This is a genomic window from Streptomyces sp. NPDC046909 (assembly GCF_040644695.1).
Lineage (GTDB): Bacteria > Actinomycetota > Actinomycetes > Streptomycetales > Streptomycetaceae > Streptomyces.
The window spans coordinates 162780-185056 of sequence record NZ_JBEYXC010000008.1; the positions used below are offsets into that span (position 1 = coordinate 162780).

At 71.5% G+C, this 22277-nt stretch carries 20 protein-coding genes; 10 read left to right on the top strand and 10 right to left on the bottom strand.

Annotated features, from left to right (window positions below):
* The first annotated feature begins 105 nt into the window (after positions 1-105).
* From ABZ928_RS26560 to rbsD, 6 genes are all read left to right on the top strand, one after another.
* Complete coding sequence (locus tag ABZ928_RS26560) at positions 106-3999, top strand: BTAD domain-containing putative transcriptional regulator (RefSeq protein ID WP_361523772.1); 3894 nt, start codon at positions 106-108, stop codon at positions 3997-3999.
* A 228-nt stretch (positions 4000-4227) separates the two neighbouring features.
* Positions 4228-5283: a LacI family DNA-binding transcriptional regulator gene (locus ABZ928_RS26565; protein WP_361523775.1), complete on the top strand. Its 1056-nt coding sequence runs from the start codon at positions 4228-4230 to the stop codon at positions 5281-5283.
* Positions 5280-6830: a sugar ABC transporter ATP-binding protein gene (locus ABZ928_RS26570; RefSeq protein WP_361523778.1), complete on the top strand. Its 1551-nt coding sequence runs from the start codon at positions 5280-5282 to the stop codon at positions 6828-6830. The genes ABZ928_RS26565 and ABZ928_RS26570 overlap by 4 nt, the downstream gene beginning before the upstream one ends.
* Positions 6820-8769, top strand: coding sequence for a substrate-binding domain-containing protein (locus tag ABZ928_RS26575; RefSeq protein ID WP_361523780.1), 1950 nt, complete (start codon positions 6820-6822; stop codon positions 8767-8769). The genes ABZ928_RS26570 and ABZ928_RS26575 overlap by 11 nt, the downstream gene beginning before the upstream one ends.
* Positions 8770-8881: 112 nt before the next feature.
* Positions 8882-9784, top strand: coding sequence for a ribokinase (locus ABZ928_RS26580; RefSeq protein ID WP_361523783.1), 903 nt, complete (start codon positions 8882-8884; stop codon positions 9782-9784).
* Positions 9781-10176, top strand: coding sequence for a D-ribose pyranase (gene rbsD, locus ABZ928_RS26585; protein ID WP_361523786.1), 396 nt, complete (start codon positions 9781-9783; stop codon positions 10174-10176). The genes ABZ928_RS26580 and rbsD overlap by 4 nt, the downstream gene beginning before the upstream one ends.
* 379 nt (positions 10177-10555) lie before the next feature.
* Here rbsD and ABZ928_RS26590 read toward each other — a convergent pair whose 3' ends face one another.
* The 3 genes from ABZ928_RS26590 to ABZ928_RS26600 all read right to left on the bottom strand — a co-directional run bounded on the left by ABZ928_RS26590 (position 10556) and on the right by ABZ928_RS26600 (position 11673).
* The gene (locus ABZ928_RS26590) at positions 10556-10864 is read right to left on the bottom strand and encodes a hypothetical protein (RefSeq protein ID WP_361523789.1); all 309 of its coding nucleotides are present in this window, start codon (positions 10862-10864) and stop codon (positions 10556-10558) included.
* Positions 10861-11142, bottom strand: coding sequence for a DUF6247 family protein (locus ABZ928_RS26595; RefSeq protein ID WP_361523793.1), 282 nt, complete (start codon positions 11140-11142; stop codon positions 10861-10863). Before ABZ928_RS26595 ends, ABZ928_RS26590 begins: the two co-directional genes overlap by 4 nt.
* A 192-nt stretch (positions 11143-11334) precedes the next feature.
* Positions 11335-11673 (bottom strand): ATP-binding protein, encoded by a 339-nt coding sequence (locus ABZ928_RS26600; RefSeq protein ID WP_361523796.1) that lies wholly within the window; start codon positions 11671-11673, stop codon positions 11335-11337.
* 204 nt (positions 11674-11877) lie between these two features.
* Between ABZ928_RS26600 and ABZ928_RS26605 the strand changes: the two genes are divergently transcribed.
* Positions 11878-12723 (top strand): helix-turn-helix transcriptional regulator, encoded by an 846-nt coding sequence (locus ABZ928_RS26605; protein WP_361523799.1) that lies wholly within the window; start codon positions 11878-11880, stop codon positions 12721-12723.
* Between the two features lie 9 nt (positions 12724-12732).
* A complete protein-coding gene (locus ABZ928_RS26610) occupies positions 12733-13089 on the top strand; it encodes a DUF397 domain-containing protein (protein WP_361523802.1) in 357 nt (118 codons plus the stop codon).
* Here the strand turns inward: ABZ928_RS26610 and ABZ928_RS26615 are convergent.
* A complete protein-coding gene (locus ABZ928_RS26615; RefSeq protein ID WP_361523805.1) occupies positions 13083-13844 on the bottom strand; it encodes an HNH endonuclease in 762 nt (253 codons plus the stop codon). The two genes, ABZ928_RS26610 and ABZ928_RS26615, sit on opposite strands and share 7 nt — an antisense overlap.
* Entirely contained in the window at positions 13841-15259 is a 1419-nt protein-coding gene (locus ABZ928_RS26620; RefSeq protein WP_361524667.1) for an AAA family ATPase, read from the bottom strand. Before ABZ928_RS26620 ends, ABZ928_RS26615 begins: the two co-directional genes overlap by 4 nt.
* Positions 15260-15399: 140 nt before the next feature.
* Here ABZ928_RS26620 and ABZ928_RS26625 point away from each other — a divergent pair, with 140 nt between their 5' ends.
* A complete protein-coding gene (locus ABZ928_RS26625) occupies positions 15400-15870 on the top strand; it encodes a hypothetical protein (RefSeq protein ID WP_361523807.1) in 471 nt (156 codons plus the stop codon).
* On the opposite strand, the gene ABZ928_RS26630 is transcribed toward ABZ928_RS26625, so the two are convergent.
* From ABZ928_RS26630 to ABZ928_RS26640, 3 genes are read right to left on the bottom strand one after another with little or no spacing between them, the layout of a single operon-like run.
* Positions 15864-16667 (bottom strand): sugar phosphate isomerase/epimerase family protein, encoded by an 804-nt coding sequence (locus tag ABZ928_RS26630; protein WP_361524670.1) that lies wholly within the window; start codon positions 16665-16667, stop codon positions 15864-15866. The two genes, ABZ928_RS26625 and ABZ928_RS26630, sit on opposite strands and share 7 nt — an antisense overlap.
* 32 nt (positions 16668-16699) lie before the next feature.
* Positions 16700-17854, bottom strand: coding sequence for a dihydrodipicolinate synthase family protein (locus ABZ928_RS26635; RefSeq protein WP_361523810.1), 1155 nt, complete (start codon positions 17852-17854; stop codon positions 16700-16702).
* Positions 17851-19002 carry a Gfo/Idh/MocA family oxidoreductase gene (locus ABZ928_RS26640; protein ID WP_361523812.1) on the bottom strand — a complete coding sequence of 384 codons (1152 nt, stop codon included), beginning with the start codon at positions 19000-19002 and terminating at the stop codon, positions 17851-17853. Before ABZ928_RS26640 ends, ABZ928_RS26635 begins: the two co-directional genes overlap by 4 nt.
* 279 nt (positions 19003-19281) lie before the next feature.
* Here ABZ928_RS26640 and ABZ928_RS26645 point away from each other — a divergent pair, with 279 nt between their 5' ends.
* Positions 19282-20328: a LacI family DNA-binding transcriptional regulator gene (locus ABZ928_RS26645; protein WP_361523814.1), complete on the top strand. Its 1047-nt coding sequence runs from the start codon at positions 19282-19284 to the stop codon at positions 20326-20328.
* 239 nt (positions 20329-20567) lie between these two features.
* Here the strand turns inward: ABZ928_RS26645 and ABZ928_RS26650 are convergent, their stop codons facing one another.
* Both ABZ928_RS26650 and ABZ928_RS26655 read right to left on the bottom strand, forming a co-directional pair.
* On the bottom strand, positions 20568-21155 hold the full coding sequence (locus ABZ928_RS26650) for a hypothetical protein (RefSeq protein ID WP_361523816.1): 588 nt from the start codon (positions 21153-21155) through the stop codon (positions 20568-20570).
* 31 nt (positions 21156-21186) lie between these two features.
* A complete protein-coding gene (locus ABZ928_RS26655) occupies positions 21187-22263 on the bottom strand; it encodes a hypothetical protein (protein ID WP_361523819.1) in 1077 nt (358 codons plus the stop codon).
* Positions 22264-22277 lie beyond the last annotated feature (14 nt).

The window sequence follows — 22277 nt, forward strand, 5'->3', positions numbered from 1 at the left end:
CGTCCGCTTGGAGGGGCGTGGGGGCGGGTCCCGATCGCTGCCCTGAGCAGGTCGTTTAGCCCCTGTTGACGGGACCGACACAGCGCTCGACTACATTCCGGCAGCGTGCTGTCCATCAGAGTCCTGGGTCCCCTGGGTGCCGATGTCGCGGGCGCCCCGGTGGAGTTGGGACCCCCGCGGCAGCGTGCTGTCCTCGCCCTCCTGATCGCCGCCCGCGGCAGGGTGGTGTCCGTCGACCGCATGGTGGACGAACTGTGGCGCGGGGCGCCGCCGGCCAAGGCGACGGTCTCCCTCCAGGCGTACGTGTCGAATCTGCGCCGAGTCCTGGAACCGGGGCGGCCGCCTCGCACCCCCGCCTCGGTGCTGGTCTCCGCCGCTCCCGGATACGCCCTGCGGCTGCCCGAGGACGCGGTGGACGCCTGGCGTTTCGAGACCTGGGTGAGCCGGGCCCGGCACGCACCGCCCGCGCGGGTACGGGAGTTGCTGGCCGAGGCGCTGGGGTGGTGGCAGGGGCCGGCGTTCCTGGAGCACGCGGACGAGACCTGGGCGGTCCCGGAGGCGGCCCGCCTGGACGCGCTGTGCGCGGAGGCCCGCGAACTCTCCGTCGCGGCCGCCCTCCACACCGGTCACACCGCCGAGGCCACCCTCGCCGCGGAAACCATGGTCCGGGACCGCCCTCTGCGCGAGGAGGGCTGGCGGTTGCTGGCCCTCGCCCACTGGGCGTCCGACCGCCGCGCCGACGCCCTCGCCGCAGTGCGTCGCGCCCGTACGGTCCTGCACGACGAACTGGGCTGCGACCCCTCCCCGGCCCTGACGGAACTGGAACATGCGGTCCTGACCCAGCGGCTGGAGGTGCTGCGCGCGGCGGTACCGGCGCCGGCAGCGCTGGGGGTGGGGGATGCGGGGCGAGGGCTGGGGGTACGGCGGTGGGGGGACGGGGAGTTGACCGTGGCGGGGGCTGCGGGGCGAGGTCCGGCGGTACGGGGATGGGGGGACGCGGATCCGACCGTGGCGGGAGCCTCGGGGCGAGATCAGGCCGTACCGCGATGGGCGGACGCGGATCCGACCGTGGCGGGGCCGGAGTTCGGCGGGGAGGCGGCACCGCCGGTTCCGGGAGCCGCCGGCGACGGAGCCGCGGCACGTGCCGCTTCCGCTGCGGCACGTCAACCCGCGGCAATCGCCCTGGGCGCCCCTGCCGCGCCGCGACCTGCGGAGGCCTTCCCGCCCGGCGCGGCGGCACCGCTCAGCGCACCCGCGGCGCCCCGTGGTGCCCACGACCTCTTCGTCGGCCGGAGCGACGAACTGCGCGCCCTGGACACCGCCGCGCGGGCGGCCCGGCGGGCGGGGGGCATGGTGCTGGTCACCGGGGAGGCGGGCGCGGGCAAGAGCGCCCTCCTCGGCCGGCTCGCCGCCCATCTGCGCCGCGAGGGCTGGACGGTGGTCGTCGGCCGCTGCCCCGAGGACGAGGGCGCCCCACCGGCCTGGGCCTGGACGGAAGCCCTCACCGCGCTCGCCCGGGAGGTACCCCCGGCCCGCCCGGAGGAACTGGCGGCCTTGTTGCAGGAGTCCGACGGCACGACGGCCGCCGCCCGCGACACGGCAACCGCGCGGTCTGTCGGTACGACGGCGACGACCTGGGAGGCGGGGGCCGCAGCGCCCCTCGGCACGACCGCCACCACCTGGGACACGCCGACCTCGGCCCGCATCGGCACGGCCGCCACGACCTGGGAGACGGCAACTCCGGGCCCCGCCGCCACGACCCGCCCCACACCAACCCCAACGCCCGCCACCACAGCCCCCGTAACACCCCCAGCCCCCGCCCCCACCACCCGCGACGAAGCCACCGCAGGCCGCTTCCGCCTGCACCGGGCCTTCGCCGCCTGGCTGCGGGACTCCGCCGCCGAGCGGCCGGTCGCCGTGGTCCTCGAAGACCTGCACCGTGCCGACGGACAGACCCTCGCTCTCCTGGAGGCGGCCGCCTCGATCACCGGGGTGCCGCTGCTCACCGTCGCTTGCTACCGGCCGGCGGAGGCGCATGGGCATCTGGTCAAGACCCTCGCCCACCTCGCGCCCCGCTTCCCGCACCGGATCGCGCTCGGCGGGCTGTCCGCGCGGGATGTCGCCACCGTCGTGGAGGCCGTTCGCGGGGAGCCCGTCGACGGGGCCACGGTCGCCGCGCTCACCGAGCGCACCGGCGGCAACCCGTTCTACGTGTGGGAGAGCGCGCGGCTGCTGGCCGACGAGGGCGCCCTGGTCGCCGTGTCCGACGTGCCGCAGGGCGTGCGGGACGTGCTGCGCAGGCGGCTCGCGCTGCTGCCCGCCGGCGCGCTCGCGGCCGTGCGGCTCGCGGCGGTGGCGGGACTGGAGTCCGACGTCGCGCTCCTCGCGGACGCGGCCGGGACGGAGGCCGACGAGGAGACCCTGCTGGCCGGGCTCGACGCCGCCGTGGCCGCGGATCTGCTCACCGAACCGGGGCCGGGGCGGGTGCGGTTCGTGCACGCGCTGGTCCGCGACACCGTGTACACCGACCTGTCCGGCACCCGACGCGCCCGCCTGCACGACCGGATCGCCGTCGAACTGCGCCGCCATCGCCCCGACGATCTGGCCGCGCTGGCCCACCACTTCGCCCGGTCGGGCCGTACGGCGAACGCTCCCCTGGCCGTCGACTACGCGCTGCGGGCCGCCGAGCGGGCCGAGCGGCGGTACGCCCACGACGTGGCCGTCGGGCTCATCGAGCAGGCGCTGGAGGCGCACACCGCGGCCACCGCCGACCCCGAGGGCGACCCGGACGGCACCGTCGCGCTGCTGGTGCGGCTGCTCGGCGCGCAGGTGCGGGCCGGTGCCACGGACGGTGCCCGGCGCACCCGGGGGCGGGCGGTGGACCTGGCCGTGCGGGCGGGCCGGGACGACCTCGCCGCGGCGGTCTACGGCGGCTGGACCGAGCCCTCCCCCTGGCGCAGCCGGCTGGAGGGCTTCCTCGACCGGACCGACCTGGCCCATCTGGAGCGGCTCGCCCGCGACCCCGCGCTGGACGGGCCGACACGCGCGCGCGTGCTCCAGGTACTCGCGGACGCGGTGGCGGGCGAGGACGCGCCGCGGGCCCTGGAGACGGCGCGCGCCCAGCTCGCGCTGGCCCGGGCCGACGGCGAACCCCGGCTGCTGGCCTCGGCGTTGATGACGTCCGCGCGCGTGCTGCCGCACGAGACGCAGGGCTCGGTCCGCACCCCGCTCGTCGCCGAACTGCGCGAGCTGGCCGCCGCTCATGATCTGCCCGCCCATCTCTGGGTGTGCGAGCACCTCGACGGGCTGACGGCCGCCACTCGCAACGACCCGGACGCCGTACGACGCCACACCGCCGCCGGACTCGAACTCGCCCACCGTTACCGCATGCGCTGGGCCCAGGGCATCAACGTCACCACGTCGGCCATGCTCGCCACGGTCGCCGGCCGGTTCGAGGAGGCGGAGGCCCGGTACGCCGAGGCCGAAGGGCTCTTCCAGCGGGTCGGGGCACACCACGCCACGGGTCCGCGCACGCTGGGCCTGTGGACGATCCGGCTCACACAGGGCCGTGAGGCGGAGATCGAGGCCGACGTCCGCGCGGTGCACTCGGCCGTCGGCGCTCCCGTCGCCGTGGCCCTCGCGCTCGTCCTGGCCCGGCTGGGGCGGGTGGAGGAGGCGCGGGCCATGCACATCCCGGCCCGGCCGGTGACGGACCACCTCTACGGCATCGAACTCGACTACCGCAGCGAACTCGCCGTCCTGCTGGGCGACCGGGACACCGCGCGCCTCCTGATCGGGCATCTGCTGCCCCTGCGGGAACAGTTCGCCGGGACGGCCGGCGGGGCCTACGCCTCGCGCCCCCTCGCCCAGGCCCTCGGCGACCTGTACCGGTTCCTCGGCGAGGAGGGGCACGCGGCGGAGGCGTACACCGTGGCCGAGCGCGTCGCCCGCGCGTGGGGCGCGCCGGTGAGCGGGGGCGAAGGTCGACCCCGGCCGTGATGGGCAGATCCGTTCCACGTCCGGGCGACAAAACCGCAGGTGGCCGACGCCCCACCATGGAACACATCTGCCCATCACCCCCTCCCCCTCCCCCACCCCCACCCGCGCCCCCTTCATCACGATCAGGTCTCGGGATGCGGTTCAGGGGTTGATTAATCGCCGTGTAATCGATTCCAATCCTCCGTACACGAAGTCGTGTAATCGATTCCACGAGGAGGTGGAGCGGCGATGGCGAGCATCAAGGACGTCGCTGCCGAGGCGGGGGTTTCCGTCGCCACGGTGTCGCGTGTCCTGAACGACCATCCGTCGGTCAGCGAGGACGCACGCACGCGCGTGCTGGCCGCTGTCGAGGCGCTGGGCTACCGCCCGAACGCCGTCGCCCGTTCGCTGCGCACCGACCAGACCCGCACCCTCGGGCTGGTCATCAGCGACGTGATGAACCCGTACTTCACCGAGCTGGCCCGTTCCGTCGAGGAGGAGGCCCGCGCGCTGGGGTACAGCGTGATCATCGGCAACGCCGACGAGCGGCCGGACCTCCAGGACCACCACGTACGGACCCTCCTTGACCGCCGTATCGACGGCCTCCTCGTCTCCCCCACCGACGGCGGCTCCCCGCTGATGCTGGACGCCGCGCGCGCGGGGACGCCGATGGTCTTCGTGGACCGGTGGATCCCGGGCGTGGACGTGCCGGTCGTCAGGTCGGACGGGCGGGGTGCCGTGCGTGACCTCGTCGCGCATCTGCACGCGCTCGGGCACCGGCGGCTCGCCATCATCGCGGGGCCCGCCGCCACCACCACCGGTCGTGAGCGTGTGGAGGCCTTCAGGGAGGCCCTGCGCGCATACGGTCTCGAACTCCCCGACGCCTACATAGGGCAGGGCGACTTCCAGGCCGAGAGCGGGCGCCGGGTCACCGAGGGCTTCCTCGATCTGCCCGAGCCGCCCGAGGTCGTGTTCGCGGCGGACAACCTGATGGCGCTCGGCGCCCTGGACGCCGTACGCGCGCGTGGGCTGCGGGTTCCGCAGGACATCGCGCTCGCCGCGTTCGACGACATCCCGTGGTTCGTGCACACCGATCCGCCGATCACCGCGGTCGCCCAGCCGACGGGCGAGCTGGGCCGGGCCGCCGTGCGGGCCCTGGTCGACCGCATCGAGGGGCGGCCCCCGCAGTCCGTCACCCTCCCCGCCCGTCTCGTCGTACGCCGCTCGTGCGGCGAGAACCCGGCTTCCCCCGAGCCGCCGGCTTCCCCCGAGCCGGCACCCGTACAGAACAGGAGCCAGTCGTGAGCAACGAGGACGAGTTGCTGCGCATCGAGGGCATAAGGAAGACCTTCCCCGGCGTGGTCGCGCTCGACGGCGTCGACTTCGATCTGCGCCGCGGCGAGGTGCATGTCCTCCTCGGTGAGAACGGCGCGGGCAAGAGCACCCTCATCAAGATGCTCTCCGGCGCCTACACGCCCGATGGCGGGCGGATCCTGGCCGGCGGCGAGGAGGTGCGCATCCATGGTGCGCAGGACTCCGAGCGCCTCGGGATCGCCACCATCTACCAGGAGTTCAACCTCGTGCCCGACCTCACGGTCGCCGAGAACATCTTCCTGGGCCGCCAGCCGCGCCGCCTCGGCATGATCGACCGCAAGCGGATGGAGGCCGACGCCGAGGTGCTGCTGAAGCGCGTGGGCGTCAATGTGTCGCCACGCGCGCGTGTGCGCGAACTCGGTATCGCCCGTCTCCAGATGGTCGAGATCGCCAAGGCGCTGAGCCTGAACGCGCGCGTGCTGATCATGGACGAGCCGACCGCCGTGCTCACCTCCGAGGAGGTCGAGAAGCTCTTCGCCATCGTGCGCAAGCTGCGCGAGGACGGCGTGGGCATCGTGTTCATCACGCATCACCTCGACGAGATCGCCGCCCTCGGTGACCGCGTCACCGTCATCCGCGACGGCAGGTCCGTCGGGCAGGTCCCGGCGTCGACCCCCGAGGACGAGCTCGTACGGCTCATGGTGGGGCGGTCGATCGAGCAGCAGTACCCGCGTGAAGTGCCCGAGAAGGGCGCCGCGTTGCTGTCGGTCGAGGGGCTCACCCGGGACGGGGTCTTCCACGACGTGTCCTTCGAGGTGCACGCCGGTGAGGTCGTCGGGATCGCCGGGCTGGTCGGGGCGGGGCGTACGGAGGTGGTGCGGGCCGTCTTCGGGGCCGACCCCTACGACAAGGGGACCGTGAAGGTCGCCGGGGCGCCGCTGAAGGGCCATGACGTCAACTCCGCCCTGTCGGCCGGTATCGGGCTCATCCCCGAGGACCGCAAGGGCCAGGGGCTCGTCCTGGACGCGTCCGTCGAGGAGAACCTCGGTCTGGTGACGCTGCGTTCGGCCACGCGCGCGGGGCTCGTCGATCTCAACGGGCAGCGGGAGAACGCCGCCCGGATCGCCGAGCAGCTGGGCGTGCGGATGGCCGGACTCCAGCAGCACGTGCGGACGTTGTCCGGCGGCAACCAGCAGAAGGTCGTCATCGGCAAGTGGCTGCTCGCCGACACCAAGGTGCTGATCCTCGACGAGCCGACGCGTGGCATCGATGTCGGCGCCAAGGTCGAGATCTACCAGCTCATCAACGAACTGACGGCCGCCGGTGCCGCCGTCCTCATGATCTCCAGCGATCTGCCCGAGGTGCTCGGCATGAGCGACCGGGTGCTGGTGATGGCCCAGGGCCGGATCGCCGGCGAACTCTCCGCCGCCGAGGCCACGCAGGACTCCGTGATGGCACTCGCCGTCAGCACACCCACTACCGACATGCCTACTACCGAAACGCCTACTACCGAAGTGGAGGCCGGCCGTGGCCGCTGACACGCTCAAGAGCACGACGGGCGCCGGTGGCGCCGCCGGCGGCCTGCGCCGACTGCTCCTCGACAACGGCGCGCTCACCGCGCTGATCGTCCTCGTCATCGCCATGTCGGCGCTGTCGGGCGACTTCCTGACCACCGACAATCTGCTGAATGTCGGCGTCCAGGCGGCCGTCACCGCCATCCTCGCCTTCGGCGTCACCTTCGTGATCGTCTCGGCGGGCATCGACCTGTCGGTCGGCTCGGTGGCGGCCCTGTCGGCCACCGTCCTTGCCTGGAGCGCCACTTCGGAGGGCATGCCGGTCGTCCTGGCCGTGCTCCTCGCCATCGCGACCGGCATAGCGTGCGGCCTGGTCAACGGCTTCCTCATCTCGTACGGGAAGCTGCCGCCGTTCATCGCGACGCTCGCCATGCTGTCCGTGGCGCGCGGTCTGTCCCTCGTGATCTCGCAGGGCTCCCCCATCGCGTTCCCCTCGTCGATCTCGCACCTCGGTGACACGCTCGGCGGGTGGCTGCCGGTGCCCGTGCTGGTGATGGTCGGCATGGGGATCGTCACGGCGTTCGTGCTCGGGCGGACGTACATCGGGCGTTCGATGTACGCGATCGGCGGCAACGAGGAGGCGGCCCGTCTCTCCGGCCTCCGGGTGAAGAAGCAGAAGCTCGCGATCTATGCCTTCTCGGGCCTGTTCGCCGCCGCGGCCGGCATCGTCCTGGCCGCCCGGCTCTCCTCCGCGCAGCCGCAGGCCGCACAGGGCTACGAGCTGGACGCGATCGCCGCGGTCGTCATCGGCGGCGCCTCGCTGGCCGGTGGTACGGGCAAGGCGTCCGGGACGCTGATCGGCGCGCTGATCCTGGCGGTGCTGCGCAACGGCCTCAACCTCCTGTCCGTATCCGCCTTCTGGCAGCAGGTCGTCATCGGTGTCGTGATCGCGCTGGCGGTCCTGCTGGACACCGTGCGCCGCAAGGCGGGCGCGACCCCGGTGGCCGCCGGCACGGGTGGCAACAAGGGCAAGCAGGCGGCGACGTACGTCCTCGCGGCCGTGGTCGCGGCGGCGATCGTCGGCGCCACCTCCCTCCTGCACAGCGGTACGTCGGAGGCGAAGACCCAGAAGATCGGTCTGTCGCTGTCGACCCTCAACAACCCCTTCTTCGTGTCGATCCGCTCCGGCGCGCAGGCCGAGGCGAAGAAGCTGGGCGTGGACCTGACCGTCACGGACGCGCAGAACGACGCCTCGCAGCAGGCCAACCAGCTGGAGAACTTCACCAGTTCGGGGCTCGGCACGATCATCGTCAACCCGGTGGACTCCGACGCGGTGACCCCGGCGGCGAAGGCCGTCAACAAGGCGGACATCCCGCTGGTGGCCGTCGACCGCGCGGTCAACAACGCCTCCACCTCCGCCCTCGTCGCCTCCGACAACACCACCGGCGGCAAGCTTGCCGCCAAGTCACTCGCCGAGAAGCTGGGCGGCAAGGGCAGGATCGTGATCCTCCAGGGCCAGGCCGGCACCTCCGCCAGCCGTGAGCGCGGCGCCGGTTTCGCCGAGGGGCTCAAGGCCTACCCGGGCATCGAGGTCGTCGCCAAGCAGCCCGCCGACTGGGACCGCACCAAGGGCCTGGACGTCATGACCAACCTGCTCCAGGCCAACCCCGACATCTCCGGTGTCTTCGCGGAGAACGACGAGATGGCGCTCGGCGCGATCAAGGCGCTGGGCTCCAAGGCCGGAAAGTCCGTCCAGGTCATCGGCTTCGACGGAACCGAGGACGGCCTGACCGCCGTCAAGGCAGGCACGCTGTACGCGTCGGTGGCGCAGCAGCCCTCCGAACTCGGCAGGATCGCCGTGCAGAACGCCGTGAAGGCCGCGCAGGGCGAGAAGGTCGCGAAGTCGGTCATGGTGCCGGTGAAGGTGGTCACGAAGGAGAACGTGGCCGGTTTCACGGGCTGAGACCGGCGGGCCGGTAGCGGCGGTTGAAGCCGGCGGGCTGAGGCCGCAAGGCGGGCGGGTCGTCCTGACGGGGACCCGCCCGCCTCAACTCACTTCATAGGGGAGCGATTTCATGTACGACTACGACCTCCTGGTCGTGGGATCCGCCAACGCCGACCTGGTGATCGGCGTCGAGCGCCGGCCGGGCGCCGGGGAGACCGTGCTCGGCTCCGACCTCGCCGTCCACCCGGGCGGCAAGGGCGCCAACCAGGCGGTCGCGGCCGCCCGTCTCGGCGCCGCCACGGCCCTGCTGGCCCGGGTCGGCGACGACGCGTACGGCCGGCTGCTGCTGGACTCGCAGCGCTCGGCCGGGGTCGACACGGTGGGCGTGCTGGTGGGCGGGGCGCCGACGGGGGTCGCGCTGATCACGGTCGACCCGTCCGGCGACAACAGCATCGTGGTCTCGCCGGGCGCGAACGGCCGTCTGACCCCGGAGGACGTACGGGCCGCGGGGAGCCTCTTCCACGCCTCCCGGGTCGTCTCGGTCCAGTTGGAGATCCCGCTGGAGACGGTCGTGGAGGTCGTACGGAGTCTCGCCCCGGACAGCCGTTTCGTACTGAACCCGTCGCCGCCGCGCCCCCTGCCGACCGAGGTGCTGGCGGCCTGCGACCCGCTGATCGTCAACGAGCACGAGGCGAAGGTGATCCTCGGCGATTCGGCGGTGGGTGACTCACCGGAGGACTGGGCGCGGATCCTGCTGGCGAAGGGGCCGCGGTCGGTGGTCGTGACGCTGGGGTCGGAGGGCGCGCTGGTGGCGTCCTCGAAGGGGGTCGTGCGGGTCCCGTCCGTGAAGGTGGACGCCGTGGACACGACGGGCGCGGGTGACGCCTTCACAGCCGCGCTGGCCTATCGGCTGGGCAGGGGGTCCTCTTTGGCGGAGGCGGCGGCGTACGCGGCCCGGGTCGGGGCGGCAGCGGTGACGAAGGAGGGCGCGCAGGTGTCCTTCCCGACGGCCGAGGAGGTAGACGCACTGTGAAGAAGGCGGGAATCCTGAACCGTCATCTCTCGGGCGCGCTGGCCGAGTTGGGGCACGGGGACGGGGTACTGGTCTGCGACGCCGGTATGCCGATACCCGACGGGCCCCGGGTCGTCGACCTCGCCTTCCGGGCCGGGGTGCCGTCCTTCGCCGAGGTGGTGGAGGGGCTGCTGGCCGAGCTGGTGGTGGAAGGGGCCACGGCGGCGTCGGAGGTACGGAACGCGAACCCGGGGGCGGCGAAGCTGCTGGCCGGGCACTTCGGCGAGGACGGCCTGGAGTTCGTCTCGCACGAGCGGCTCAAGGAGCTGTCGGCGGGGGTGCGGCTGGTCGTGAGGACCGGCGAGGCGCGGCCGTACGCGAATGTGCTGCTGAGGTGCGGGGTCTTCTTCTGACCCGGTGACCCGGTGCCCCAGTGACCCGGGAAAACTTCGAGGGGGCCTGGTCCGTCGACCAGGCCCCCTCGGGTTTTCCCCTCCGTATCAGAACCCCCGCGATCCCCCCAGATCCCCTCCCCAGAAGCCCTGATGCCAAGTACGACCCACGGGGTGGGGGGAGGGTTGCACGGTTTCTCAGGAATTTTTGGTGAAGCGCTGAGACTGCGGCGAATGGCGGCTGCCCAGCCCGACGACGCGCAGCAGATCGACAAAGCGGTGCGGCGCCCTCCAGCCCGCTCTCTGCAGGCCCTCCCTCCGCGGGGATGTGTCACTTCAGCGCGAAGTGTCACATCCCTATGAACCCCACCGCCCAACGTCTGTGCGTCCCCCCGCATCGTCAAAAGTCGGGTACGTCGACACGGAGGATGCGGGCGACGAAGATGTCCGGACCAGGATCAGGGTCATCCTGGCCTGGCTGGGTGTCACCGACGTGGTATTCGACCAGACCGAGATCACGGACGAGTGGAGCGGAGTACCAGTCGGGTCGTCCGGGGATGGGGAGCGCGTCCTGGGGGACCGCGTTCTTCCGCAGCTCGACGAGGAATGCGGCAATCGCCCCGAAGACGTCGGCCGACATTCGTGTGTCGTCGAGAGTGTCCCAGACCTGCGGAGAGAGGGTGATGCGGTCATGCTGTTCTTCGTTCACCGGCCGCGGGCCTCCTCGGCGGCGCGGATTGCGGCGGTTGCGGGCAGGCCGGGCCGGGTGCCGTCCTGGTGTTCGCGCAGCATCCGCTCTCCGGGGTCGGGGTTCTGGTAGAGGCGGATGCGCAGGCGCCAGCGGCGCAGGACCCCGCTGATCGTCTCCTCGGTGGCGGTACCGATCTCCCGGTAGAACTCCATGCGCTGCGCAGGCGGAAGGGCGGCGGCGACGTCGTCCGGCGTGCGCGGGGGTTCAGGGAAGGGTTCGACGGGCTGTGCGCTCATGTGCCTGCTCCTTGAGATGGGCGTACAGGTGATGCTACGGACGCTCATGGGTGAGGGGCGAGCCTTTCGTGGTGCGGTCGGGTGCGCCTACTCAGCAGGCAGTGCGGTCACGGTGCGCACGGCGATGCGGCTCACCGCAGGATGCCGACCGTCGCTCCCGGCATCGTGGCGTAAGCCCGGCTCGCCTGGGAGTCACCGGCACTCGGCCCACAGCAGCTTCCCACCCTTCGACGCGCCGAGCTCCCGCAGTACGGAGACCCCGACGGAGTCCGCGAAGGCCCGTACGAGGTGCAGACCGCGGCCGTTCTCGGCGTCGGGCGGTGGTACGTCGATGTCGGCGCCCCCGAATCCGGGCGGCACCCGGGGGTCGTTGGTGAGCAGCTCGGACGCCAACAGCTCGGCGACGGGGGCGACCTCGGCGAGGCCGTGTGCGGCGAGGACGGTGCGGAGGGTTGCGCGGGCGATCCCCGGTGCGAGTGGATCGTGCGGGAGGTGGAGGGTGTAGGCCCAGGGCGGGGTTACGGTGGCCATGGAAATCTCCGATCACAGTGGGGAGTTGAGGATGTGCGGATGGTTGCCCAGTGGCGGTGCCGCCCCGTCGGGCGGTGCGCTTCTGAGCGAGGGCGCCTGAGCAATAAGGTAGCGATGTTGAGTTAATACATGACTCCATTTACTAGACATCCATGACCAATCATCCTTGTGGGTGACCAAGCGCTCCGAGGAGGGGCGCCGACCATGAGAGCCATCCCGACGGGGCGCCAGCTCCGTTTCGGCACTGAACTGCGCAAACTCCGGGAGAGCGCAGGCCTGAGCGCGACCCAGGCCGGTCAACTGGTCGGTGCGCAGCAGAGCCAGATCAGCAACATGGAAGCTGGACGCGTGGGCGTGAGCGCCGAGCGGGTCCGCGCGCTCGCCTGCCACTACAAGTGCGCGGACAGGGCCCTGACCGAGGCGCTGGCAACCATGACCTCCCAGCGCCATCGCGGCTGGTGGGAGGAGTACCGGGACCTGCTGCCAGCCGCCCTGCTGGACCTCGCCGAGGTAGAACACCACGCCGCGCACCTGCGCGTTTCTGTCACCGTTCACATCCCCGGCCTGCTGCAGACGATCGACCACGCCCGCGAGCTCTTCCGCCAGGTGATTCCCGAGCTTTCCCCACCAGACATCGAGCATCGAGTGTCGTACCGCATCAAGCGCCAAGCAGTGCTCTTCCGGGACCCGCCGACGCCGTACGAGGTGGTGGTCCACGAAGCCGCCCTACGGATGCAGTTCGGCGGGCCGGCCATGGCCAGGGCTCAGCTGCACCACATGCTGGACATGAGCGAACGTGACCACGTCACTCTACGAGTACTCCCCTTCACCGCCGGCTCGTTCCCCGGTTCGGGCCAGTCGATCTTCTACTCCAACGGGCCGGTGCCCCAGCTCGACACCGTCCACCTCGACCAGTCCCACGGGCCGGTGTTCCTGGACGCCGAAGCCCAACTGCACATGTATCGAAGGCTCCTCGACCGCATGGAAGCCAGGGCCCTCCCCCCGGCCAAATCGCGGGATGTCATCCACCAAATCGCCCGGGAACTGTAAGGAGTCACCATGCCTCGCTACACCTGGCAGAGGTCGTCCTACTGCGGATCAGGCGACTCCTGCATCCACATCGCCGCCACCCCCGGCACCGTTCATCTGACGGAAAGCAGCGACCCCACCGGAGCGATACTCACGGCCACACCGGCCACCTTCGCCACCTTCCTCACCGCCCTCAAGCGCCAACCCCACTCCGACCGACCCGCCATCCAGGCCACCCTCGGCAAAGACGACACCGTCCGCATCCACAACACCACCGCCCCGCACACCACCGTCACCACCACTCGCCCCGAGTGGGATGCCTTTGTACTCGGCGTACAGGCAGGCGAGTTCGACCACTTCGGGGAGGACGGACGGGCGCGTCAGTAGACGATGCCCCGGAAGTGCAGAAACGCGGATCGCAGTTCGGGATCGTGGAGGAGGTCGAGGACCTCCTCCTCCCCCGCGAACAGGGCATCGGCCGCCGGATGTCCGGACTGGTGGAACATGGCGACCAGTACATCGATGAGTGGGCGGTTCCAGGCAACCCGGACGATCCGCTTCGCCTTGTCACCGTCTCCCTTGTCCATGGCTGAGCGCCACAGCTCGATGGAATCCCTGGCCGTCCAGTAGGCGTCCCTGCGCCCCTTGACCAGCACCGCCCTGGCATTGAGGCCGAACACCTCGATACAGGCCCGTCCTCTGTCGGTCAGGCCCTGATACGTTCCAAGCGGGAGCACCAGCCGTAGATGGTCCAAGGGGTCCTCGGCTGTCGGGTCGACGAGCAGTGGGCTGCCGTCGGCCGCTACGGGGAACAGGCTCCGCTTCTGGTTGCTGTTGCAGAACGAGCAGGCGAGCACGTGGTTGAGCCAGTCGAAGGTACGCAGCGGAGCGAGGCTCTTCGGCTCGAAGTGATCGATGTCCGTGCCCTGGCCGTCACCGCAGTACATGCAGCGTTCGTGGCCGGGAGCCATCTCCGCGAGCCCCGCCAGGAGGCCGGGGCGGACCTGCCGGCGATTCGCCCACAGGTCCTTAGCCCTGTCCTTGCGTTCCTTCTCCGTGGCCCGCTGCCGGATGTCCTCGGTGTAGTCCTTCAGCAGCTCCTTCGTGCCCGCGGACAGGACCGCGCGCCGAAGCCGGATCACTCCTCTTCGTCCTTCGGGCCCCCGGTGATCTCCTCCCCGATCCGGCGGAGGTGCGCGCTCATCTCGTCCACACGGGCCGACGGCGAGCTGGTGAGCCGCTCCTTGAGTTCCCGGTAGCGGGCGAGCGTCTCCCGTGACGAGGCCCCGTCGTAGATCTCCGCCTCCAACTCCACGAACTCGGCCCTCACCTGCTCGGCCCGCTCGGAATAGGGCGTGTCGAGACCGAAGAGGTCGGAGAGAACGGCGTCGTCGCCGCTGCCGTAGACCACTCGGTCGTACAGGTCCTGATCGATGACCTCGGGCGGGCGTGCCTCGTCCACACCCGGCAGCCGGATCAGGCCACCGGGGTCCGCGGCCTGGCAGATGTAGGGACTGTGCGTCGTGACGACGAACTGGATGCGGGGGAAGTGCGCTGTCAGCCAGGGTCCGATGCGGCGTTGCCAGGAGACATGCAGATGAGCGTCGATCTCGTCGATGATGACGACACCGGGGGTCATCAGCGCGACCGAGCCACCCCGGGCCTCCCACAACTCGGACGTCCACAGACCGGGGCCGTACACGTCGTGCAGTTGCTTGAGAATGTCGACGACCAGGGCGGTCACCGTACGGAATCCGTCGCTCGTCTCGCGCAGCGGAAATCGACTGCCGTCCCGCTCGACCCACAGGCCCTCGGAGTCGACGTCGACGATCCGGTACCCGTCCGGCAACAGCCCGTCCCGGAGCACCGCCAGGGTGAACGCCTTCAGCCCGGCGGCGCCCTCCCTGTTCTCCAGCGCGCGCAGATGCTGCTCGATCAGCCAGGCGACCCCCTCGGCCAGGGAGGCGTCCTCGTGGAACAGGCTCGTGTTCCTGGCCACGGGACCTGAAGCGAGCATCAGCCGCTGCACCTCACCGGAGCCTCCGGCCATCCGCCGGAAGGGCCCGTAGGCGGCGCAGAACCAGCCTGCCGGGTTGTCGGCCCATGGACCACGGTGAGCGGCACTGGCACTGGCCGACCGCTTGCCGTACGTGATCTCCCCCAGACCGGGCAGCACCCCCCTGCGGACCGGCACCCGCCCGGCCGAGCCGTCCCGGGGAACTGTCCAGCGGAGCCCTGCCCGGAAGGAACCAGTGGGCGGGCGGCCGTGTGAGAAGCGGTCGTGTTTCGCGTCCCGGGTGATCTCGACCTCTACCGTGCCCGCCCCGCTCTGTTCCGTCACCCAGTTCTCGAACCCCGGCACCAGACTGCGCGCCACCGCCGGTCCGGTGAGCGCCAGAGCCATGGCGCGCAGCAAGGTCGTCTTGCCCGATCCGTTGCGGCCCGCGAGCACTGTCCACCCGGCATGGCTGCCGTCGGGGCGAGTCAGAGTCAGGTCGACCTGACGCGGGCCGTGGAAGGATTTGATGTCCTGCACTCTGATCCGGCTGACGTACATGGGCGTCGACATCCGTTCGTCTGGGTACCGGGGCCGATCTTAAAGCGTGGACAGGTCCGCCCCTCGTCCCACCGTCCCCTTGCCGGGGTGCACAAGCCCGGCAGACAATCGGGGGCACTCGGCGTCGCCGGAGGTGCGGTGTGTCGTCGTACGATTTCTTTCTGGCACACGCAGAGCCGGACGCAGCGGCGGCCGAGCAGCTCTATCGACATCTGCCGGGCGAGACCCACGTCTTCAACGACGACAGGTTCCTGAACGAGCTTCACCAAGGACTCACAAGCACGCAGTGGCAGATTCGAGGCCAGTGCGCGCTTGCGCTGTCTCGTATCGATGGAATGAATGCCCACGCCGCGCTGCGGCGGTCCTATCCACAGGCGGGTGCCACCCAGGAGCGCATACTGGCCGCCCTCGGCCTGTTGTCGCTCGGTCAGGAACTCCCCGGGGATCCGAAGCTACGGCGGCTCCGCACGGACTTGGCCCGAGACTCGCACCAATACATGCGCCTGGTCATGAAGGACATCCTCAAGGTGCTGTCAACGTGCCAACACCCCCAGGCCACCGACATCGCGGCGGCCTGGGAGGGTATCTACTCGGAAGCTGCCGACTACTGATTCAGCGTGTGCTCCACGAACCGTGCCGCCGTCTCCGCCAGCACCTCTCGGCCGTCCCGCGCCCACAGCCCGTCGTTGAAGAGCTCCACCTCGATGGCGCCGGTGTATCCGGCCGCCTCGACGTAGCCCTGCCACTCGCGCATGTCGATCGCGCCGTCGCCGATCTGGCCGCGCCCGTTCAGGACGCCTTCCGGCAGCGGGGTGGTCCAATCGGCGAGCTGGAAGGTGTGGATACGGCCGCCCGCGCCCGCCCGGGCGATCTGCGCGGGCGCGTCGTCGTCCCACCAGATGTGGTACGTGTCGACCGTGACGCCGACCTGGTGGGCCGGGAAACGTTCCGCGAGGTCGAGGGCCTGCTTGAGCGTCGACACCACGCAGCGGTCGGAGGCGTACATCGGGTGCAGCGGCTCGATGGCCAGGCGTACGCCGTGCTGTTCCGCGTACGGGCCCAGCTCGCCCAGCGCGTCGGCGATGCGCTCCCGCGCGCCGTGCAGGTCCTTCGAACCGGCGGGCAGACCGCCGGAGACCAGGACCAGGGTGTCCGTGCCCAGCGTCGCCGCCTCGTCGATCGCGCGGCGGTTGTCGTCCAGCGCTTTTGAACGCTCCACCGGATCGATCGCCGTGAAGAAGCCGCCGCGGCACAGGGTCGTGACCGTCAGGCCCGCGTCGCGGATCAGCTTGGCCGTCGCCTCCAGGCCGTACGTCTGGACGGGCTCGCGCCACAGGCCGACGTTGACGATGCCCAACTGGCCGCAGGCGTCGGCCAGTTCCGGCATCGACAGCTGCTTGACCGTCATCTGGTTGATGGAGAAGCGTTCAAGTCCGGTGCTCACTGGGCCACTCCGTACAGGGCGAGCAGGTTCTTCATCCGCTCCTCCGCCAGCTTCGGGTCCGGGAACAGGCCCAGGCCGTCGGCGAGTTCGTAGGCGCGGGTGAAGTGCGGGAGGGAGCGGGCCGACTGGAGGCCGCCGACCATGGTGAAGTGGCTCTGGTGGCCCGCGAGCCAGGCCAGGAAGACCACGCCCGTCTTGTAGAAGCGGGTGGGCGCCTGGAAGAGGTGGCGGGACAACTCGACCGTGGGGTCGAGGAGTTCGCGGAAACCCTCCGTGTTGCCCGTGTCCAGGACGCGGACCGCCTCCGCCGCCAGCGGGCCCAGCGGGTCGAAGATGCCGAGCAGGGCGTGGCTGAAGCCCTTCTCGTCGCCCGCGATCAGCTCGGGGTAGTTGAAGTCGTCGCCGGTGTAGCAGCGGACGCCCTGCGGGAGGCGGCGGCGGATGTCGATCTCGCGCTGGGCCTCCAGGAGCGAGACCTTGATGCCGTCGACCTTGTCCGGGTGGGCCGCGATGACCTCAAGGAAGGTGTCCGTCGCCGCGTCCAGGTCGGAGGAGCCCCAGTAGCCCTCAAGGGCCGGGTCGAACATCGGGCCCAGCCAGTGCAGGACGACCGGCTCGGTGGCCTGGCGGAGCAGGTGGCCGTAGATCTCCAGGTAGTCCTCGGGGCCCTTCGCCGCCGCCGCGAGGGCGCGGGACGCCATCAGGATGGCCTGCGCGCCGGACTCCTCCACCAGCGCGAGCTGCTCCTCGTACGCCGCCCGGACCTCGTCCAGGGACGCCGGGCCGGTGAGCTGGTCGGTGCCGACGCCGCAGGCGATGAGGCCGCCGACGGACTTGGCCTCGGCGGCGGACCGGCGGATCAGCTCGGCCGCGCCCGCCCAGTCCAGGCCCATGCCGCGCTGGGCGGTGTCCATCGCCTCGGCGACGCCGAGTCCGTGGGACCACAGGTGGCGGCGGAAGGCGAGGGTGGCGTCCCAGTCGACGGCGGCCGGTGAGTCGGGGGTCGTGTCGGCGAACGGGTCGGCGACGACATGCGCCGCCGAGAACACCGTACGAGAGGTGAAGGGAGAACCGGTGGTGACGGCGAGTGGTTCGCGGCGGGGTTCGTACGCCCTCAATCCGCCCTGGCCGTCGGGGAGTTGGATCGTCACAGCCCGATCTCCGGTACGTCGAGACGGCGGCCCTCGGCCGAGGACTTCAGGCCCAGCTCGGCGAGCTGGACGCCGCGGGCGCCGGCGAGGAGGTCCCAGTGGTAGGGGGCGTCGGCGTAGACGTGCTTGAGGAAGAGCTCCCACTGGGCCTTGAAGCCGTTGTCGAACTCGGCGTTGTCCGGGACCTCCTGCCACTGGTCGCGGAAGGAGTAGGTGGCGGGCAGGTCCGGGTTCCAGACCGGCTTCGGCGTCGCGCTGCGGTGCTGGACACGGCAGTTGCGCAGACCGGCGACCGCCGAGCCCTCCGTGCCGTCCACCTGGAACTCGACCAGCTCGTCGCGGTTGACGCGCACGTCCCAGCTGGAGTTGATCTGGGCGACGACACCGCCCTCGATCTCGAAGATGCCGTACGCGGAGTCGTCGGCGGTGGCGGCGTAGGGCTTGCCGTTCTCGTCCCAGCGGGTCGGGACGTGTGTGGTGGCCAGCGCGTTCACCGAGGTCACCCGGCCGAACAGCTCGTGCAGCACGTACTCCCAGTGCGGGAACATGTCGACGACGATGCCGCCGCCGTCCTCCGCGCGGTAGTTCCACGACGGGCGCTGGGCCTCCTGCCAGTCGCCCTCGAAGACCCAGTAGCCGAACTCGCCGCGCACGGACAGGATCCGGCCGAAGAAGCCGCCGTCGATGAGCCGCTTGAGCTTGAGCAGGCCGGGCAGGAACAGCTTGTCCTGCACGACACCGGACTTGACGCCCGCCTCGCGCGCCAGCCGGGCCAGCTCGATGGCGCCTTCGAGGCCGACCGCGGTCGGCTTCTCGGTGTAGACGTGCTTGCCCGCGGCGATGGCCTTCTTGAGGACCTCCTCGCGGCCCGAGGTCATCGCGGCGTCGAAGAAGACGTCGACGGTCGGGTCGGCGAGGACCGCGTCCACGTCCGTCGACCAGTGCTCCAGGCCGTGCCGCTCGGCCAGCGCCTTGAGGGCGTGCTCGCGGCGGCCGACCAGGATCGGCTCGGGCCACAGCACGGTGCCGTCGCCGAGGTCGAGGCCGCCCTGCTCACGGAGGGCCAGGATGGAGCGGACCAGGTGCTGGCGGTAGCCCATGCGCCCGGTCACGCCGTTCATGGCGATACGCACCGTCTTGCGTGTCACGGCAGTCCCTTCGTAGGAGTCGTACGCAGCTTTCGTACGCGGTTGTGCGCGCCGCGTACGCCTCTACGGGTGAGCGGTACAGCAAGCGCTTTCTATCTAGGAAGAAGCTAGCCTCTGACCAGCGGTCCGGACAAGACCGTGACTGGGTTGAGTTGTTCGAGGGGGCGAACAACAGGGGGGTGTGCCCTTAAGGTCGGCTCGGAACCGGGCCATGGGTGCCCGCGTGTAGGACCACGTACGACGGAGTACGACTGCGATGCGCGACCGGAGGACGACGAGATGACGGTGACCCTGGCGGACGTGGCGGCCCGCGCGCAGGTCTCGCCCGCGACGGTGTCGCGCGTGCTGAACGGGAACTATCCCGTGGCCGCATCCACCCGCGAGCGGGTGCTGCGCGCCGTGGACGAGCTGGACTACGTACTGAACGGGCCGGCGAGCGCGCTGGCCGCGGCGACGTCCGACCTGGTCGGGATCCTCGTCAACGACATCGCCGACCCCTTCTTCGGGATCATGGCGAGCGCGATCCAGTCGGAGATCGGCGGTCCGGGCGGGCGCGCGGGCGGTGAGCGGCTCGCGGTGACCTGCAACACGGGGGGCTCGCCGGAGCGTGAGCTGACGTACCTGACGCTGCTCCAGCGGCAGCGGGCGGCGGCCGTGGTCCTGACCGGCGGCGCGGTCGAGGACGCGCCGCACGCGGCGGCGGTCGCGGCGAAGCTGCGGAAGCTGGGGGACGCGGGGACGCGGGTGGTGCTGTGCGGGCGGCCGCCGGCGCCGGACACCTCCGCGATCGCGCTGACCTTCGACAACCGTGGCGGCGGGCGGGAGCTGACCGAGCATCTGCTCGGGCTCGGCCACCGGCGGCTGGGGTACATCGCGGGGCCCGAGGAGCGGACGACCACCCGGCATCGGCTGGAGGGGCATCGCGCCGCGCTCGCCGACGCGGGGATCTCCGAGGACCCGCGGTGGACCGTGCATGGACGTTACGACCGGCGTTCCGGTTACGAGGCCACGCTGGAGCTGCTGCGGCGGGATCCGTCCCTCACGGCAGTCGTGGCGGCGAACGACTCCGTCGCGCTGGGGGCGTGCGCCGCGCTGCGGGACTCGGGGCTGCGGATTCCGGACGACGTGTCCGTCGCCGGGTTCGACGATCTGCCGTTCAGCATCGACGCGGTGCCGGCGTTGACGACCGTGCGGTTGCCGTTGGCGGAGGCGGGGGCTCGGGCGGGGCGGATCGCGATGGGGCGGGAGGAGGAGCCGCCTGGGGGGATCGCCGTGATCCGGGGGGAGCTGATGGTGCGGGGGTCTACCGGGGCGCCGCGGGGCTGAGCGGCCCGGAGAGGGCTCCGGAGGCTACGGAAGCTCCGGAGGCTGTGGAAGCTCGGAGGCTACGGAAGCTGCGGAGGCTGCGGATTGCCCTCGCCGGGCGAGGTGCGGGCCCTGACGGACCAAGCCGTCGGCCGGCGTTCCGGACGGCGGGGCAGCAGGCGCATGCCGATGCCCGGGATGCCGGGACCGACTTCCCCGGCCCCTCAAGTGGCCCCTCAAGTGACCCCTCCAGTGGCCCCTCAAGCCGCCAGCCGAGGCTCCGGAGAGCGGGTCGTCAGCCATATGCCGTTGCCCGGGGGGAGGGTGACCTGGTGGGGGTGGCGGAAGCCCAGGGGGCGGAGTTGGTCCATGTGGCGGGGGGAGAGGGTGACGGCGATGGCGGGGGCGTGGTCGGCGTCGACCGTGTGGAGGCCCGGGGAGAGGAGGTCGGTGACGACCTTGGGGTCCCAGGCCTCCGTGTCGTCCGGGGTGCAGACGGTGATCACCGTCCAGTGCGGGGTGTCGGGCTTGGCCTGCTTCAGGGCCGTCGGAAGGGCCGGCTCCCTCGGCAGCGGGACACTGAGTTCGCGGGCGAAGAGGCCGCTGAAGCGGGTGTGCGGGGACTCGGTGCCGGGCGGGAGCCAGACCGCCGCCGCCAGCAAGGTGCCGTCCATGCGCTCGGCCACCCACACCTCGCCCTCCTCCAGCGCGTAGTGGGCCAGCATCAGCCGCATCGCGCGCTGCGCCTGGTCCGGGTCCACGGCGGCGTGTTCCGGCACCGTGAACAGCCGTACCACCGCGGGTACGTCCACCAGTCCCGCCCTGCGTACGGCGGTCCGAGGGGGCATCTGCAGGATCGTCATCTTCGGGTTCTGCCTCTCACAGGGCCCGGCTGGCGCCGGTCAGTTCGACGGAGACGGTGGCGACGGTGAGGGGGCGCAGGGGGGCCTTGCGCACCGGCTGGACGGGGACGGTGGGCGGCATCTCGGCGGTCCGGGGGCCGCTCGGCTCGGTCCGGGGACCGCTCGGCAGGGATTCCGTGCGCACCGGCCGGACCGGGAGCCTCGACGGCATCTCGTCGATGACCGGCGGCCGGACCGGGAGCGTCGGCGGCACCTCGTCGATGGCCAGCGGGTGGACCGGGGCCGTCGCCGTCGCCTCGTCGGGCCTCGGGCCGCTCAGGAGCAGTACCCCGCGTACCGCCGCCGCGGCTCCCGCGAGGGCGAGGAGCGTGCCTGTCGCGCCGTACTGGAAGCCCTCGCCCAGGAGGGCGATGCCGATGGCGGAGGCGGTGACGGGGTTGAGGAGGGTGAGGGTGGCGAGGGGGGCGCCGAGGCCGTTGCCGTACGCCTTCTGCGACAGGAGCAGGCCGCCTACCGCGAAGGCGACCGTCAGGAGGGTCAGCAGGGCGGCGTCCCAGGAGACGGTCGGGCCGATCACCAGCTTCTGGGCCAGTGTGGAGCCGACGCCGGAGGCGATGCCGGACGCGGCGGCGACCGCGAGGCCGGTCCGGGTGGCGAGCGCGGCGATGACCGCGCCGGCGACGAGGGCGACCGTGAGGACCTCGGGGGTGCTCAGGGTCTCGGCCGGGCCGGTGCCCGAGGCGGTGACGGCGAGCAGCGTCGACAGTCCCACGACCGTGAAGGCCATGCCGCGCCACTGCGCGCCCGAGGTCCGGCGCCCCGTCACCAGCGAGCCCAGCGGCACGGCCAGCACCAGGCTCAGCGCGCCGAGCGGCTGGACGAGGGTCAGCGGTCCGTAGCGCAGGGCGACCACGTGCAGCAGGGCGCCGGAGGCGTTGAGGAGGACCGAGCCCCACCAGGCGCCGCGGGCCAGGGCGCCGCGCACGCTCGTGGTGCCGGCGGCGGTCCGCTCCTGCACGACCGCGGCGGCCGCGTAGCAGACCGCCGAGACGAGGGAGAGGGCCACCGCCAGGAGCACGGGGGAACCTGTCATCGCGGTCCACCTCC

What these genes read in the sequence shown, in the direction of transcription:
- ABZ928_RS26580 (WP_361523783.1), top strand. Translation starts at nt 8,882, where the DNA reads ATGTACGACTACGACCTCCTGGTCGTGGGATCCGCCAACGCCGACCTG.
- ABZ928_RS26565 (WP_361523775.1), top strand. Translation starts at nt 4,228, where the DNA reads ATGGCGAGCATCAAGGACGTCGCTGCCGAGGCGGGGGTTTCCGTCGCC.
- ABZ928_RS26650 (WP_361523816.1), bottom strand. Translation starts at nt 21,155, where the DNA reads ATGCCCCCTCGGACCGCCGTACGCAGGGCGGGACTGGTGGACGTACCC.
- ABZ928_RS26605 (WP_361523799.1), top strand. Translation starts at nt 11,878, where the DNA reads ATGAGAGCCATCCCGACGGGGCGCCAGCTCCGTTTCGGCACTGAACTG.
- ABZ928_RS26645 (WP_361523814.1), top strand. Translation starts at nt 19,282, where the DNA reads ATGACGGTGACCCTGGCGGACGTGGCGGCCCGCGCGCAGGTCTCGCCC.
- ABZ928_RS26595 (WP_361523793.1), bottom strand. Translation starts at nt 11,142, where the DNA reads ATGAGCGCACAGCCCGTCGAACCCTTCCCTGAACCCCCGCGCACGCCG.
- ABZ928_RS26630 (WP_361524670.1), bottom strand. Translation starts at nt 16,667, where the DNA reads ATGACGGTCAAGCAGCTGTCGATGCCGGAACTGGCCGACGCCTGCGGC.
- ABZ928_RS26600 (WP_361523796.1), bottom strand. Translation starts at nt 11,673, where the DNA reads ATGGCCACCGTAACCCCGCCCTGGGCCTACACCCTCCACCTCCCGCAC.
- ABZ928_RS26620 (WP_361524667.1), bottom strand. Translation starts at nt 15,259, where the DNA reads ATGTACGTCAGCCGGATCAGAGTGCAGGACATCAAATCCTTCCACGGC.
- ABZ928_RS26655 (WP_361523819.1), bottom strand. Translation starts at nt 22,263, where the DNA reads ATGACAGGTTCCCCCGTGCTCCTGGCGGTGGCCCTCTCCCTCGTCTCG.
- ABZ928_RS26610 (WP_361523802.1), top strand. Translation starts at nt 12,733, where the DNA reads ATGCCTCGCTACACCTGGCAGAGGTCGTCCTACTGCGGATCAGGCGAC.